General features: G+C 62.0%; 13 protein-coding genes. 11 read left to right on the plus strand and 2 right to left on the minus strand.

All coding sequences use genetic code 11. The features are described from left to right. Window positions 1–109: 109 nt before the first annotated feature. From VA599_RS21960 to VA599_RS22010, 11 genes are all read left to right on the plus strand, one after another. The gene (locus VA599_RS21960; RefSeq protein WP_166440929.1) at window positions 110–502 is read left to right on the plus strand and encodes a GPW/gp25 family protein; all 393 of its coding nucleotides are present in this window, start codon (window positions 110–112) and stop codon (window positions 500–502) included. Between the two features lie 16 nt (window positions 503–518). Beyond that, window positions 519–1,685, plus strand: coding sequence for a baseplate assembly protein (locus VA599_RS21965; RefSeq protein WP_346790655.1), 1,167 nt, complete (start codon window positions 519–521; stop codon window positions 1,683–1,685). Continuing rightward, the gene (locus tag VA599_RS21970; RefSeq protein ID WP_346790656.1) at window positions 1,678–2,388 is read left to right on the plus strand and encodes a phage tail protein I; all 711 of its coding nucleotides are present in this window, start codon (window positions 1,678–1,680) and stop codon (window positions 2,386–2,388) included. Before VA599_RS21965 ends, VA599_RS21970 begins: the two co-directional genes overlap by 8 nt. Further along, window positions 2,378–3,094: a phage tail-collar fiber domain-containing protein gene (locus tag VA599_RS21975; protein WP_346790658.1), complete on the plus strand. Its 717-nt coding sequence runs from the start codon at window positions 2,378–2,380 to the stop codon at window positions 3,092–3,094. Before VA599_RS21970 ends, VA599_RS21975 begins: the two co-directional genes overlap by 11 nt. Before the next feature lie 10 nt (window positions 3,095–3,104). Continuing rightward, window positions 3,105–3,779 carry a hypothetical protein gene (locus VA599_RS21980; RefSeq protein WP_346790659.1) on the plus strand — a complete coding sequence of 225 codons (675 nt, stop codon included), beginning with the start codon at window positions 3,105–3,107 and terminating at the stop codon, window positions 3,777–3,779. Window positions 3,780–3,788: 9 nt separating this feature from the next. Then, window positions 3,789–4,091, plus strand: a complete 303-nt coding sequence (locus VA599_RS21985) for a tail fiber assembly protein (protein ID WP_346790661.1) — start codon at window positions 3,789–3,791, stop codon at window positions 4,089–4,091. A 691-nt stretch (window positions 4,092–4,782) separates the two neighbouring features. Then, entirely contained in the window at window positions 4,783–5,358 is a 576-nt protein-coding gene (locus tag VA599_RS21990) for a phage tail protein (RefSeq protein ID WP_346790662.1), read from the plus strand. Next, the gene (locus VA599_RS21995) at window positions 5,358–6,725 is read left to right on the plus strand and encodes a hypothetical protein (RefSeq protein WP_346790663.1); all 1,368 of its coding nucleotides are present in this window, start codon (window positions 5,358–5,360) and stop codon (window positions 6,723–6,725) included. Before VA599_RS21990 ends, VA599_RS21995 begins: the two co-directional genes overlap by 1 nt. A gap of 9 nt (window positions 6,726–6,734) precedes the next feature. After that, a complete protein-coding gene (locus tag VA599_RS22000) occupies window positions 6,735–7,037 on the plus strand; it encodes a hypothetical protein (RefSeq protein ID WP_346790665.1) in 303 nt (100 codons plus the stop codon). 230 nt (window positions 7,038–7,267) lie between these two features. Continuing rightward, on the plus strand, window positions 7,268–9,502 hold the full coding sequence (locus VA599_RS22005) for a tail fiber protein (RefSeq protein ID WP_346790666.1): 2,235 nt from the start codon (window positions 7,268–7,270) through the stop codon (window positions 9,500–9,502). Window positions 9,503–9,513: 11 nt separating this feature from the next. After that, on the plus strand, window positions 9,514–10,092 hold the full coding sequence (locus VA599_RS22010; RefSeq protein ID WP_346790667.1) for a tail fiber assembly protein: 579 nt from the start codon (window positions 9,514–9,516) through the stop codon (window positions 10,090–10,092). A gap of 69 nt (window positions 10,093–10,161) precedes the next feature. On the opposite strand, the gene VA599_RS22015 is transcribed toward VA599_RS22010, so the two are convergent. Both VA599_RS22015 and VA599_RS22020 read right to left on the minus strand, forming a co-directional pair. Beyond that, entirely contained in the window at window positions 10,162–11,565 is a 1,404-nt protein-coding gene (locus VA599_RS22015; RefSeq protein ID WP_346790668.1) for an efflux transporter outer membrane subunit, read from the minus strand. Further along, window positions 11,558–14,701, minus strand: coding sequence for an efflux RND transporter permease subunit (locus VA599_RS22020; protein WP_021475031.1), 3,144 nt, complete (start codon window positions 14,699–14,701; stop codon window positions 11,558–11,560). The genes VA599_RS22015 and VA599_RS22020 overlap by 8 nt, the downstream gene beginning before the upstream one ends. Window positions 14,702–14,711 lie beyond the last annotated feature (10 nt).

The raw sequence follows: 14,711 nt of genomic DNA on the forward strand, positions 1-14,711 counted from the left end.
ACTCTCTTCCACGCGCCGCAGTCGCCCTCCGCTGAAAACGGGCGGGTTTCCACTCCGTTCCTAATCCGGTTTAAAAGCCCCGCTGGCGGCGCTTTGGCACCATAAGGCCATGACACAGCTAACCGACATCTCATCCCTGCACTGGCAGCCGGCGCTGCAGCCGCGCGATGCCAGACCCGGCGCCGGCGTCGCCGACATCGTCGAGAACCTGGACGACATCCACCAGGCCTTGCGGATCATCCTGGGCACGCCCAAGGGCAGCGATCCGTTGCGGCCGGAGTTCGGCAGCGACCTGTTCCGCTATCTGGACTACCCGGTGGACCGCGCCCGCCCGCATGTGGTGCGGGAGGCGGTGGCGGCGATCAGCCATCCCTTGTATGGCGAGCCGCGCGTCCAGCTGCTGAAGGTGCTGTTCAGCATCGAGGCCGACGGCGGCGCGCACTTGTGCGCGCAATGGAAGCTGGCCGACGGCGTGATCCGCGAAACCGAACTCAGGCTGTGAATCTAGGACAAGAGCCATGAATCAGACGACGACCGACCTTCCGAAGTTTATCGACGACGATCCGCAGCAAATCACCAACGAGCTGATCACCGCCTACCAGAACATGGCCGGCAAGACGCTGTATCCAGGCCAGGTGGAGCGGCTGCTGATCGATCTGATCGCCTACCGCGAAAGCGTGGCCCGCGCCGCCTTCAACGACGCCGGGCGGCAAAACCTGGTGGCCTTCGCCCGCGCGCCGATGCTGGACTACCTGGGCGAACTGGTGGGCGTCACCCGCCTGCCGGCGCAGCCGGCGCGCAGCAAGGTGACTTTCACCTTCGCGGCCGGCGCGCCGCAGACGGTGATCATCAAGCCGCAGACGCTGGTGGCCGGCCGCGGCGACATCCAGTTCCAGACCACGGAACAGGCTGCGGTGAACATTCTGAAGGACCAGAACGTGACGGTACCTCTGTCGATAGTGGCTGTGGAGCCGGGCATGGACGGCAACGGCCAGGAGCCGGGCGCCATCAACCAGCTGGTGGACGATCTGGGCGTGAACGTGACCGTCAGGAACACGGAAGTCAGCGCCGGCGGTGCCGACGCCGAGGACGACGAGCGGCTGCGCCAGCGCATCCGCCTGGCGCCGGAATCGTTCAGCGTGGCCGGCAGCGCCGCCGCCTATCGCCACCACGCGCTGCGCGCCGACCAGAGCATCGTCGATGTGGCGGTGGTCAGCGCCAACAATCTGGAAGAGGGCGGCAAGCCGGAGGATGTGCCGCAGCCGGGCGAGGTCTGGCTGTATCCGCTGGTGAGCGGCGGGCTGCCCAGCGACGACCTGCGGGCCAAGGTGGCCAACACCTGCAGCGCCGACCGCGTGCGGCCGCTGACCGACAAGGTGTCGGTGAAGCCGCCGGTGGAGTTCGCCTACCAAGTGGCGGCCAGCCTGCAGCTCTACGCCGGCTCCGATGCCAAGCAGGTGCTGCAGCGCGCGCAGGATGCGCTGCAAGCCTACCTGCAAACCCAACAGGCCAAGCTGGGCAACGACATCGTGCCATCGCAGCTGGTGGCTGCGCTGTCGGTGCCGGGCGTGTACCAGGTGAATCTGCAGCAGCCGGCCGCCGTCCAGAAAGTGCCGTCCTACGGTTGGGCGCACTGCACCAACGGCATCGCGGGACTGACCGTGGACAGCCTCAACAATGGCTAAGGACGCGACGCCTGGCCTGTTGGCGCGGGACGCCCGCTTCGGCCCGCTGGCCGAGCTGACCCGCCGGCTGGGCGTGCCGGGCGGGGACGAGGCCAACCCGCAGACGCAAGGCCGCTTCGACACCCTGGATCTGCTGGTCAACCTGGTGGACTGCGCGCAGCCCCAACTGCTGCCGCTGCTGGCCGAGCAGTTCCACGTGTCCGGCGACGAAGGCTGGCTGCTGGCCGCCGGCGAGGCGCAGCAGCGCGAGCTGATCAAGCGCGCGATCGAGCTGCACCGCTACAAGGGCACGCGCTGGGCGGTGAACGAGGTGTTCAGGGTGTTGGGCATCGAGATTGAGCTGAAGGAGTGGTGGGAGCAGAAGGGCTCCGGTCAGCCTTACACCTTCGATCTGACCGCCTGGGCCAACGACAATCTGATGTCGGATCGGGCGGTGCTCAATCCGGATCTGTATGCCCGCTTGCGGCGAATGATCGAGCACGTCAAACCCGCGCGCAGCAGTTACGGCTTCAAGATCGGCGCGGTATTCAACCAGCCCTTGCGTTGGGCCGGCGCCATGCAGGAGTGGGCGCTGAACCGCAGCGGCGCCGAGTGTCGGCCGAATCCGGCCAAACCTTTATCGCAGCCGCTGCGTTTCGCAGGCGCTTTGACGTCGCTGGCGGTGGCGCGTTTCCCAATGGAGATGAACCGCGATGAGCAGTAACCCATTGATTCCTCAGATCCTGGATGGTGGCTTGGCCGCGATTCATCTGGCCAGCCATGACGGCGTCCAGCTCAGGATCACCCATGTCGCGCTCGGCGATGCCGGCTATCAGCCGGATGCAGGCCAAACCGGTTTGCGCAACGAGATCGTTCGTTACCCGATCGCCGATGGCCAGAGCCAGGGCCCGCGCCAGCTGCACTTGACCGCGCTGGCCAGCGACCAGACCGAATTCTGGGTGCGCGAGGTGGCTTTTATCCTGGAAGGCGGCCAGCCGCTGGCCATCTGGTCCGATCCCAAGCAAGCGTTGGCTTATAAGCAGGCTGGGTTGGAACTGCTGCTGGCCTTTGATCTGGCACTGTCCGGCGTGCCGGCCGGCAGCGTGATCGTGCAGTCCACCGGTGCAGGACTGAACCTGGCCTTGGGCGAGGAACTGGCTAGCCTGGGCGCAGCGCAAATTGACGAAATGACGCGGGGCCTCAAGCGGGATGACACCCTGCGCGCTCAGCAGGCGCTTCTGGGCCAAGCCGAGCAGCGGCTGGCTGGCCACGACGGCCGTCTGAGTGGGCATGACGATGCCTTGTTATTCCTCGACCGTCGCGGACAGCAATACCGCGACGATCTGGCCGAATTGGCCACTGCCCAGGCTGCGGCGCTGATTCAGCTGCAATGCCTGACCCTGCAACGCAGTGTTTTGAATCCCAAGTGAAGGAGAGACCATGAGTCTGGAGCAACAGGTAGCCGCCCTAGTGACGGCATCGAACAATCTGACGAACACCGTTGCTGGCAAGCAAGCGGATATCGACGCCAAGGTGGCAGCCAAGACTGCCGAGCTGGATGTGTGGCGGCAAAACGCTCGCAACGAGATGACGCTGCCGTTTCGGTACAGCGTGGAGATTGGAGGGGATGCCAATACCTACTATCCTGTTCCGATCTGGGCTAGTCCGTATGAAAAATGCGGTAGGCTGGTGATCTGTCGTGATTACAACGCAGCACATCCGTCTTCGCTTGGTACGGACCATGTTGCCGGACTGTTGCTGGAACTGTCGATTCGTGGTTCAGCCTGGTCCGACTTCTGGATGACGAGGGCTGAATACTATGGTTTCGCCTACCACCAAGCCGTCGCCAAAGTGCGCACGGATTTGATTGGCCGCGTGGTTTGGCTGCGCGGCGGCGGCATGCATTATGACTTCCTGGCTGATTTTGACTTGGGCCAAGGTAAGTTGTATGGAGGAACGGAGGGGCTGAAGCCCTTGATGCAGCCTGACTCTATTTTGTACCCGGATGCGGCAGCGCCATACAAAGGAGGTGGGGTCAAGGTATCTCCGTTGACGACTGTCGATCCGATCTGGAGCTCCGCCGTCTCCATTCCTAGCCCGATTGCCAATATTTAAGGAGCTGTCATGCTGCTGCGTTCCGTGCAAACCCCGCGAGGGGAAATTCTGAATGTGTCTGAACAAGAGGCGCGCGATGTCTTCGGTGCCAGTGAACAGGCGATCGCCGACGCGCGCAAAGAGACGGCGCTGATCGCGCTGCGCTCCGAGCGCGACCAGCGTCTGCGCGCCTGCGACTGGACCCAGGTGCAGGATGCCGTGTTGTCCGCTGAGCAGAAGTCTGCATGGGCCAAATATCGACAGGCGCTGCGCGACCTGCCAGAAACCATGGCGGGTATGGGCCAGATCGCTTGGCCGCAGCTTCCCGCCTGAGCGGCTGGCCACATACTGGCTGGTATGGTCTGATGCAGTAAGGCATGATGCATGGCGGCGGTCCACTTCCGTCATGCTCACACTAGACTTGATTTTGCCGTCGGGCTCAGTTCGATGCCCGGCGGTCCCCATCTGTTTTGTCAAAATAGGGCTTCCCGCGCCCTTGTCACTGCTCCCCTCTTGGTTTTTCCTCTGTCGTTTCTGATTTTTATCCCACTTGATTTCTAGGTTTTCCGCTTGGCGGTTTCCGTTCCCTTTCTTGCTTGGGCCATGCTGGTCTTCTGGTCCATCCCAGCTTTTCTTTCCTGGCTTCAAGGAGCCTGCCTATGTCCCTTCTTCCCGTTTCCGAACCCTGTACACGCATCCTATCCACCGCTTTTGATCCCGATTTCGGGAAGCCGGAACAAGATATTCAGCCAAGTTTTGGACCCGAGATTCGGCAGCCTGCATCCCTCCATTGCGTTTGCCGTCCGCTGGCCGTGCTGCGCGTGGCTATGCACGCCCGCTGACTTCTCTCCGGCGGTGGTTCCACCACTATTGCTCCCTTCCCATTTGCGGACCGCGCAGGCGCTCCGTCCCATCCCCTATCCCTGTTCAAGCACCAAGGAGGTCCCCATGCATCTGCAACCCGGCCTTCGCCCGCGCCGTCAAGCGGCGACGGGCGGATATCCCCAACCAGGAGGCGCGCGCGATGACTGACGCCATTCCCTCCATCCTGGCGCGCGACCAGCGCTTCGGGCCGCTGTCCCGGCTCACCGAGCGGGTCTCGGGCCTTGATCTGTCGGTGTTCCTGGTCAACTTGATCGACACCGTGCAGCCGGACGTGCTGCCGCTGCTGGCCGAGCAATTCCATATCCACGGCGAGGAAGGCTGGACGCTGGCCGAGTCCGACGGCGCCCGCCGCGCGCTGTTGCACAGCGCCAATGAGCTGCACCGCTACAAGGGCACGCCATGGGCGATACGCGAGGTGATTCGCCGCCTGGGCCTGGGCGAAGTGACGTTGATCGAGGGGCTGGCCGGCCAGTACCGCAACGGCCTCATCCGCCGCAACGGCTATTACGTCCACGGCGACCCGACCAGCTGGAACCAATACCGGGTGCTGCTGAACCAGCCCATCACCAACGATCAGGCCGCCCAGCTGCGCCGCATGCTGGCGCTGTACGCGCCAGCGCGCTGCCAGCTGGCCAGCCTGGAGTACCAAGCCGTGGCCAACCGCCACAACGGCCTCATCCGCCGCAACAAGCAATTCAACCGAGGAACCGCCTGATGGCCAATCTGCAAGAAAAAATCACCTGGGAACCGGGCATTTATCAACTGGAAACCTCAGATCCGGTGCTGGCCGGCCCTGACGGCGTGGACAATCTGCAAGGCAAGCAGCTGGCCAATCGCACCGCCTATCTGAAAAAACAGATCGATGATCTGGTTTCCGGCGCGCTGGTGGCGGAGTACGCCGATCGGCTGAAAACGCCGCGCAACATCGCGATGACTGGCGACGGCAAGTGGAATGTGACCTTCGATGGCAGCGGCAACGCCAGCGCGGCGATGACGCTGAGCGACAGCGGCGTGGCGCCGGGCGAATACGGCATCGTGACCGTGGACGGGAAGGGCCGCGTCACCAAGGCGCGGCAAATGAGCGGCGACGACGTGCCCGCGCACGACTGGAGCAAGATATCCACCGGCAAGCCGACCACACTGGCGGGCTACGGCATTACCGACGGCGCCAGCAAGACGGATCTCCAGAATGCGGTGAATGGCCTGGTGTCCGGCGCGCCAGCGAATCTGAACACGCTGCAGGAGCTGGCCGTGGCGGTGAACAACGACCCCAAGTACTCGGCGACGGTGGATGGCAAGCTGGCGGGCAAGGCCGACAAGGCGACCACGCTGGCCGGCTACGGCATTGCCGATGCGGCAAGTAAGTCGGATTTGAATAGCGCAGTTGGTAGCGTAGTGAGTTTGATGCCGCCAAACTTAATTACTAATAGTCACATGACTCAAATTGATGAAAATGCAATTCCAGCGGGGTTTAGTGTCATTGGGGGAGGGGTGATGATTAAAGCAGTCCATCCCTACACTAAAGGGTATGAGGGGCCATATACGGATACGAAGCCGGCTAATGCAACAGCCAGCTCTCCTATGAATGCAACACCAGATAATCCATTTTGGTTTGGCGTGAATTATATGGGAGGGCGGAGTGAGAGAGGCGGGTTGTCAGGCGGTTGGGGGGGCATGCTAAATGGTGGCATTATGAAAATTACGGCACCAAACCAACCGCGGTCCCCGGGTTTTAGATCAGTTTTTATGGGGGTGAAACTGCCTCTCTCAACTAATCTCGTTTATTTTTCTGCCTGGTTTTTTGTAGTTAAAGGTAGTGTAGGCTTGGGTTCCGATGCTGGTTATATATGGGATAATAAAGGGATGCAGTTTAATCCAGGGGTAGCTATCATTGATTCAAAAATGACTGCGGCAGCGCCTGATGGCTGGTATCGATATTCTGGCATGGTTAGTATTTCAAGAGTGACAACGCTAGGTGGTCCTCAGTTTTCTTTGGGTGTTGGCGAGGGAGATGTGGAGGCTTATATGGCTTTGCCATATTTGGCGGTGCCGTTTAATCAAAACTATATGGTCTCGTGCTAAGGAGGGAGTATGCAAGTATTCAGAAACGGCCAACCTTATGGCTTTGTTCAAGAGAAGCATTTGTTGGATATGCTGGTAGAGCGGTTGGGAGCTGGTATAGGCGAGTTTAGTTGCTTATGTGCGGTAGACGAGGCAAAAATTGTTTGTGAGGAGTACATATTGCAGGTTTATCCTTTGTGGAAGCAAATGAATGTTCTACGTGAAGGTTCTCAAGGCGAAAAGAGTGCCATGTCAGATTTTATCAATGCTTGTCGAAAATGGAGTAATGGTCCCAGGCCAGATCCCTTGCAACTTTCTCAGCTTAAACCTTGATGGTGTTAAAGCGGTTTTCTAATTACGGTTAAAAGCTTCATTTTTCCCGATTGGGCACCATATCGTCCTGACCGGATGGCCGGCTTCAGTTTGAGGCCGGTTTTTGTCGCGCATTTGGCACGATTCAGGCGCTTGAAGAGGAAGGCATGCATTCATCGCCACGGTCATGATTTCATTTCTGCCGCCTGCGGGCCGGCAGTCCATCACCGCTCATGATTGCGAGGAATGACATGGCCAATCTGCAGGAAAAGCCGTTTTGGGAACCCGGCATCTATCAACTGGAAACTTCCGACCCGGTATTGGCCGGGCCGGACGGCATCGACAATCTGCAAGGCAAGCAGCTGGCCAACCGCACTGTCCATCTGAAGGAGAGAGTGGACAAGCTGGAAAGCGGCGAGCAGCCCTCCGGCAATGCGGCCAAGCTGAGCGCCGCGCGCAAGATCGAAATCACTGGCGACGGCAGCTGGAATGTTTCCTTTGACGGCAGCAAGGATGTCAGCGGCCAGCTGACGCTGCGCGACAGCGGCGTGGCGCCGGGCGACTACGGCATGGTGACCGTGGATGCGAAGGGCCGCGTCACCAAGGCGCGGAAAATGGGCGGCGACGATGTGCCAGCGCATGACTGGAGCAAGATATCCACAGGCAAGCCGACCACGCTGGCAGGGTATGGCATTGTGGATGGTGCCAGCAAGGATGCCAGTAACCGGGCATGGGCCAACGCTTTCCGCGCCAGCAAGGGTGGGCCGGCTAGCGATGATGCCGCCGTCGGTTTTGCGTTTGGAATCGATGGTGATACAGGCCTGTTTGCCGATTCTCTTGGCAATGCTCCAAATACAGGTACCGACAATCTCAGCTTATATATCGACTCAGCCAAGGTTTTTAATGTTTATAAAAATGGCAGCATCTGGACACCAGCCTATGGCGCATTGGAAGAGAAATTTGCGTCCAAGGTTGAGTTGAAGACTGCTGTCGACGGCATCGTAGCGGGTGCTCCAGGCGCATTGAATACCCTGCAGGAGATAGCGGCCGCTCTTGGCAACGACAGCAACTACGCAGCTACCATCACTAAGCAGTTGTCCAGCAAGGCTGACAAGGCGACTACCTTGGTGGGCTATGGCATTGCCGATGCGGCGGGCAAAGACCAGGATGGCCGGGTGTGGGGTTCTGCTTTCCGGGCCAAGAAAGGAGGTACCGCTGGCGCGGATTCCAGCACTACGGGTTATGCTTTCGAGTCCGATGGCGATACTGGTCTGTTTGCGACTGGAGGACTAGGCTCCAATGTCGGAACTCAGGAGCTGCAGCTGAATATTGACGGTCAGACCATGTTGAGCGCCAACAAGACTGGCTTGTGGAGCGGCGCTTATGGCTGGTTGCATGAAAAGTTTGCCGCTAAAGCGACCACGCTGGCGGGATATGGCATCGTAGATGCAGCTAGCGCAAGCGATCTATCCAAAGTGGCGGCCAAGGTCAACAACCGTCGGATGGTCCGTGTCCGAGCCAGCGGTTATTCCGTGCAGAATGGCATGGCTGGCGTGGAGATCGATGGTGTTGCGGTGGGTCCAGTGGCGCGAAACTACAATATGGTGCAGTTGGATGCCATTGGCACAGTTAGTCGCGCAGCGACCTTTGACCTTGCCGGCAGCAGCGGCCAGGACAAGGCGGCGGCTGACTGGCTGAACGCGGTACCTGTGGGGGTGACGGTTATCGTGTATACCTTCGACGAGCCACAAGGAGGGCGGCTGACTGGAGGATTTCCGCAAGCCATGTATCGTTGCGGCGCTAGCAGCCAGGTTTTCGCCAGCGACAAATTCCAATATCGCAGTGCTTATATTCTGATCGGTCGAGCGGGATGCGGGGAAGGCCAAGGGGTAGAACGGTATCGCGGGGATGCGCCTGGCAGCACCGATGCGCAGCTGGATGTGATGTTTGAGTTGGTGAATGGCCTGCCATTATTGGGCAGCAGCCAGATCAATGGCAGTGTGATTCCCGCAGGACAGATTGCCTATTTCGCTTCGGACAAAGCGCCAACCGGTTGGTTAAAGTGCGATGGTTCCTATGTGCCTAAGGCTTCTTATGCCAGTTTGTATGCGGCGATTCAAGACAGGTTTCCCAATCCGGATCCCAAAAGACCCAACACCGATCCCAACAATCTATTTTGCCTTCCCGAACTGCGGGGGGAGTTCATCCGCAGTCTGGATGATGGCCGTGGCGTCGATGCCGGACGGCTGGTTGGCGCGCCGCAAGCGCAAAGCATCGAGGCGCATGGCCATGGCATCAATACCATCGAGGTATTCAATACCGCAGCCTTCATTATCAATGACAACTCCGGGGATGGTGTTGTCTCGGCAGATAACTCCGGGCCGGGGATAAGCAATTTGCGCACGGGCCGCTATTTCACTGAGCGGACCGGAGGAGGAGAAACCCGCCCTCGCAACGTTGCTTTGCTTGCTTGTATCAAATACTAAGGACCCCTGCGATGGAAACACAGAAAACCGTTTATAGCTATCATCCGCAAACCGGTGAATACCTGGGTTCGACTCAGGCGACTCTGTCCCCGATGGACCTGGAGGAATTCTGGCTGGTGCCGGCTTTCGCCACAGAACAGCAGCCGCCGCAGCCGGGCGAGCGCCAGATCGCTGTGTACGATAATCAAATGTGGGCGTTGCACGCAGATTGGAGGGAGGTGCCGTTGTGGAGCAAGGCAGATGCCCGGCTAGTCTCAGCGGTTATCGGCGATACCCCGGATAGTTTGAATGCTACCGAATTGCAGCCGCCAGCCTTCGCCGTTTGGAGAGGCGATGCCTGGGGTGTGGATGAGGCGGCGCAGTCGACAGCGCAAGCCGCCGCTGTCCGGCGGCAAGTCCAGGAGAGGCTGACCGCCGCCTATCAGAACCGCCGTCCTTTGGAGGATGCTGCCGAATTGGGCATGGCCTCGCCGTTGGAACTAAGCAGACTGGAGGATTGGAAGCGCTATTGTGTGCAATTGTCGCGTGTGGAGCAGTTGCCTATATGGCCGAAGTTGGAGGAGATAGATTGGCCAAAGCAACCGATTTGAACTGATTTGTTTATGAAAAAGCCCGTCTTGATTCAAGACGGGCTTTTTGTCGGATGAAGGCTTTTGCTGTTATGGACGTTTCAGTTCTTCCCACCCCCCGCCCAGCGCCTTGTACACGCCGATGGTGGTGTTCAGCTTGTCCAGCTTGGCGTTGACCAGGTTCAGCTCGGCCTGGAAGCTGTTGCGCTGCGCGTCCAGCACGTCCAGATAGCTGGCGTAGCCGTTGTCGTAGCGCAGGCCGGCCAGTTTCAGCGTGCGGTTCAGCGCGGTCGATTGCGTGGTCTGCGCCTGCAGGATATCGCGGGCGGCGCCGTTGGCGGCCAGCGAGTCCAGCGCGTCCTTGAACGCGGTCTGCACCGTCTTCTGGTACTGCGCCAGCGCCTGCTTTTGCCCGGCCGTCGCGGCGTCCACGTTATAGCCGGTGGCGCCGAAGTTGAAGATCGGCGCGGCTAGGTTGCCGGCGAAGCTCCAGGTGCGGGTGGGACCGGTGAACAGGCTGTCCAGCGACAGGCTCTGCGATCCCAGCGCGCCGGTCAGGTTGATGCTGGGAAAGTAGGCGGCTTTGGCCACGCCGATGCGGGCGTTGGCGGCGATCAGCTGCTGCTCGCTGGAGGCGACGTCGGGACGGCGCTCCAGCAGGCTGGACGGCAGGTCGGCCGGCACGTCCGGCGGGCTGGCCAGGCTGTTGATGTCCTTGCCGCGGACCAGGCCGCCGTCGACCAGTTGCCTGGGGCTGTGGCCCAGCAGCACGCCGAGCGCGGTTTCGGTCTGCTCCAGCGAACGGGCGAATTGCGGGACGGAGGCGCGGGCCGACGCGGCCTCCACCTCGGCCTGGCGCTGGTCCAGCTCGGAGATCAGGCCGCCGTGGAAGCGCTTGGTCTGCAGCTTCAGCGATTCCTCGCGGCTTTGCAGCGTGCGCTTGGCGATGTCCAGCTGGGCGTCCAGCGCCCGCATCTGGAAGTAGGTTTGCGCCACCTGGGCCGCCAGCGCCAGCTGGGCGGCGTCGCGGTCGTAGCGGCTGGCCTGGTAGCCGGCGCGCGCCGCTTCGTTGCTGCGGCGCAGCTTGCCCCACAGGTCCAGCTCCCATGAGGCGGTCAGGTTGGCGGCGCGGACGTCGTTGACCAGCGGCGCGCCCGGGGTGGCGAGCTGCTGCGAGGTGCGGCCGCTCTGGTAGCCGGCATTGGCGCCCAGCGCGGGCAGCAGCGCCGCGCGGGCGATGCCGGCCTGCGCGGCGGCCTGGTCGACGCGGGCGGCGGCGGCCTGCAGGTCGAGGTTGCTCTTGACGGCTTCCTCTATCAGCTGGTTCAGCACCGGGTCGTCGAAGCGTTTCCACCAGCCGGCGTCCACCGCCGGCGCCTGGGCGCCGGCCTGGGCTTCCGGCAGCTCGACCTTGGGCCGGCTGTAGTCGGGGCCCACCGCGCAGGCGGACAGCGCCAGCGCCAGCATGGTGGGGATCAGGGCCCGCTTAAGCATCTGCGTTTCCTCCGGCCTCGGCATTCTGCTGAGGCTTGTTCTGTTTGCTGAGCTTCATGATCAGGATGAAGAACAGCGGAATGAAGAAGGTGGCGAGGAAGGTGGCGGCCAGCATGCCGCCGATCACGCCGGTGCCGATCGAGTGGCGGCTGGCGGAGCCGGCGCCGCTGGAAATGGCCAGCGGCACGCAACCCAGCACGAAGGCCAGCGAGGTCATAACGATCGGGCGGAAGCGCAGGCGGGCGGCTTGCATCGCGGCGTCCACCGCTTCCATGCCTTCCTCCATCTGCTGCACCGCGAACTCGACGATCAGGATCGCGTTCTTGGCCGACAGGCCGATCAGCGTCACCAGCGCCACCTGGAAGTACACGTCGTTGGCCAGGCCGCGCAGCCAGTTGGCCATCAGCGCGCCGAACACGGCGAAGGGCACCGCCATCAGCACCGAGATCGGCAGGCTCCAGCGTTCGTACTGCGCCGCCAGGATCAGGAACACCATGATCATGCCGAAGCCGAACACCAGGCTGGACGAGCCGCTGGTGGACTTTTCCTGGAAGGCGGAGCCGGTCCAGGCCAGGCTATAGCCCTCGGGCAGCGTTTCCTTGGCCACTTCCTCCAGCGCGGTCAGCGCCTGGCCCGAGCTGTAGCCCGGCGCCGGGCCGCCCACCAGCTTGGCCGCCGGGAACACGTTGAAGCGTTCCAGCGTTTCCGGGCCGGTGGTCTGCTGGATGGTCACCAGCGCGGTCAACGGGATCATCTGGCCGGCCTGCGAGCGCACGTAGACGTTGCGCAGGTCGTCCACCTTGGTGCGGAACGGCGCCTCGGACTGCAGCTGCACGCGGAAAGTGCGGCCGAACTTGTTGAAGTCGTTGACGTACAGCGCGCCGAAGGTGCTCTGCATGGTGTCGAACACATTGTTCACCGGCACGCCCAGCGCCTTGGCCTTGTCGCGGTCCAGCTTGACGAAGATCTGCGGGACGCTGGCGGAGAAGGTGGTTTGCACGCCCTTCAGCTCCGGACGCTTGGCGGCGGCGGCCACCATCTTCTTGGTGATGTCGCCCAGTTCGGCCGGGGTGCGGCCGGCGCGGTCCTGCACATAGGCTTCGAAACCGCCGGTGTTGGACATGCCGGAGATCGGCGGCGGGTTGAAGGCCAGGATGATGCCGTCGGTCACGCCCATCGCGCCCTTGGCGAACACGTCCTTCACCACTGCCATCGACGACAGCTCCGGCGATTTGCGTTCATCCCAGGGCTTGAGCACGATGAAGGACACGCCGGCGTTGGTCTTGTTGCCGCCGGACAGGATGTCGAAGCCGGCGAACGTCATCCGGTCCTGCACCGCCGGGTTCTTGGCCATCATGGCGTCCAGCTTGTCCATGGTGGCGGCGGTGCGGGTCAGCGAGGCACCGTCGGGCAGGAAGGCCGCGGCCAGGATGTAGCCCTGGTCCTCGTCCGGCGCCAGGCTGGACGGGATGACGCGGAACAGGCCGGCGGACGCCAGCAGCAGGCCGCCGAACAGCACCACGGCCAGCAGGACGCGCTTGTTGATGAAGGCCACGCCGCTGGCGTAACGCTCGGTCAGACGGTCGAACCAGTTGTTGAACCAGGTGAAGAAGCGGTTCGGGTGCTGGTGTTCGGACTTCAGGATCAGCGCGCACAACGCCGGGGTCAGCGTCAGCGCCACGATGCCGGAGATCACCACCGACACCGCGATCGTCATCGCGAATTGCTTGTACATCTGGCCGGCGATGCCGCCCAGGAAGGCCACCGGGATGAATACCGAGCACAGCACCAGCACGATGGCGACCAGCGCGCCGGACACTTCCTTCATCGCTTTCAGGCTGGCCTCGCGCGGCGACAGCCCTTCCTGCGTCATCAGGCGCTCGACGTTCTCCAGCACCACGATGGCGTCGTCCACCACGATGCCGATGGCCAGCACCAGGCCGAACAGCGTCAGCGTGTTGATGGTAAAGCCGAACGCGTACATGCCGGCGAAGGCGCCGACAATGGACACCGGCACCGCCAGGCAGGGAATCAACGTGGCGCGCCAGTTCTGCAGGAACAGGAACACCACCAGGAACACCAGCACCATGGCTTCGGCCAGCGTCTTGTACACCTCCTCGATCGACACTTCGACGAACTTGGTGGTGTCGTAGGGGATGCCGTAGGACAGGCCGGTCGGGAAGCTCTTGGACAGGCGCAGCATCTCGGTTTCCACTGCTTGCGCCGTGGCCAGCTGGTTGGCGCCCGGCGCCAGGAAGATGCCGATCGGGATGGTGGCCTTGCCGTTGTGCTTGCCGTGGAAGTCGTAGGACAGCGCGCCCAGCTCGACGCGGGCGACGTCCTTCAGCTTCACCGCCGAGCCGTCCGGATTGGCGCGCACGATGATGTTCTCGAACTCCTCAGGCTCCGACAGGCGGCCCTGGGTGGTCACGGTGTAGGTGAAGTCCAGCTTTTGCGGCGTCGGTTCTGCGCCCAGCTTGCCGGCGGCGAACTGCGAGTTTTGCTCGCGGATGGCGGCGGCCACGTCGCTGGGCGTCAGCTTCAGCTGGGCCAGCTTGTCCGGCTTCAGCCAGATCCGCATCGAGTAGTCCTGGCCGGCGAAGTTCACCACGTCGCCCACGCCCGGCACCCGCTTCAGCTCGTCCACCACGTTCAACAGCGCGTAGTTGCTGATGAACAGCGTGTCGTGGCTGTTGTCGGGCGAGAACAGCGACACCACCTGCAAGATGGTGGCGGACTTCTTGCGCACGTTGACGCCCTGGCGCCGCACTTCTTCCGGCAGCTGCGACAGCACCGATTGCACGCGGTTGTTGACGTTGATGGTGGCCTGGTCCGGGTTGGTGCCGATCTTGAACGACACGGTCAGCGACAGCGTGCCGTTGCTGGCGCTGTTCGACTGCACGTACAGCATGTCGTCCACGCCGTTGATCGCCTGCTCCAGCGGCGCGGCCACGGTGTTGGCGATCACTTCGGCGGAAGCGCCCGGATAGCTGGCGGTGACGTTCACCACCGGCGGCACGATTTCAGGGTACTGCTGGATGGGCAGCGCCTTGATGGCGGCCAGGCCCGCCAGCATGATCACGATGGAGATCACGCTGGCGAAGATCGGCCGCCGGATGAAGAAAGCGGAAAACATGTATCAGATT

The sequence above is a fragment of the Chromobacterium indicum genome (genome assembly GCF_039708975.1).
Classification (GTDB): Bacteria; Pseudomonadota; Gammaproteobacteria; order Burkholderiales; family Chromobacteriaceae; genus Chromobacterium; species Chromobacterium piscinae.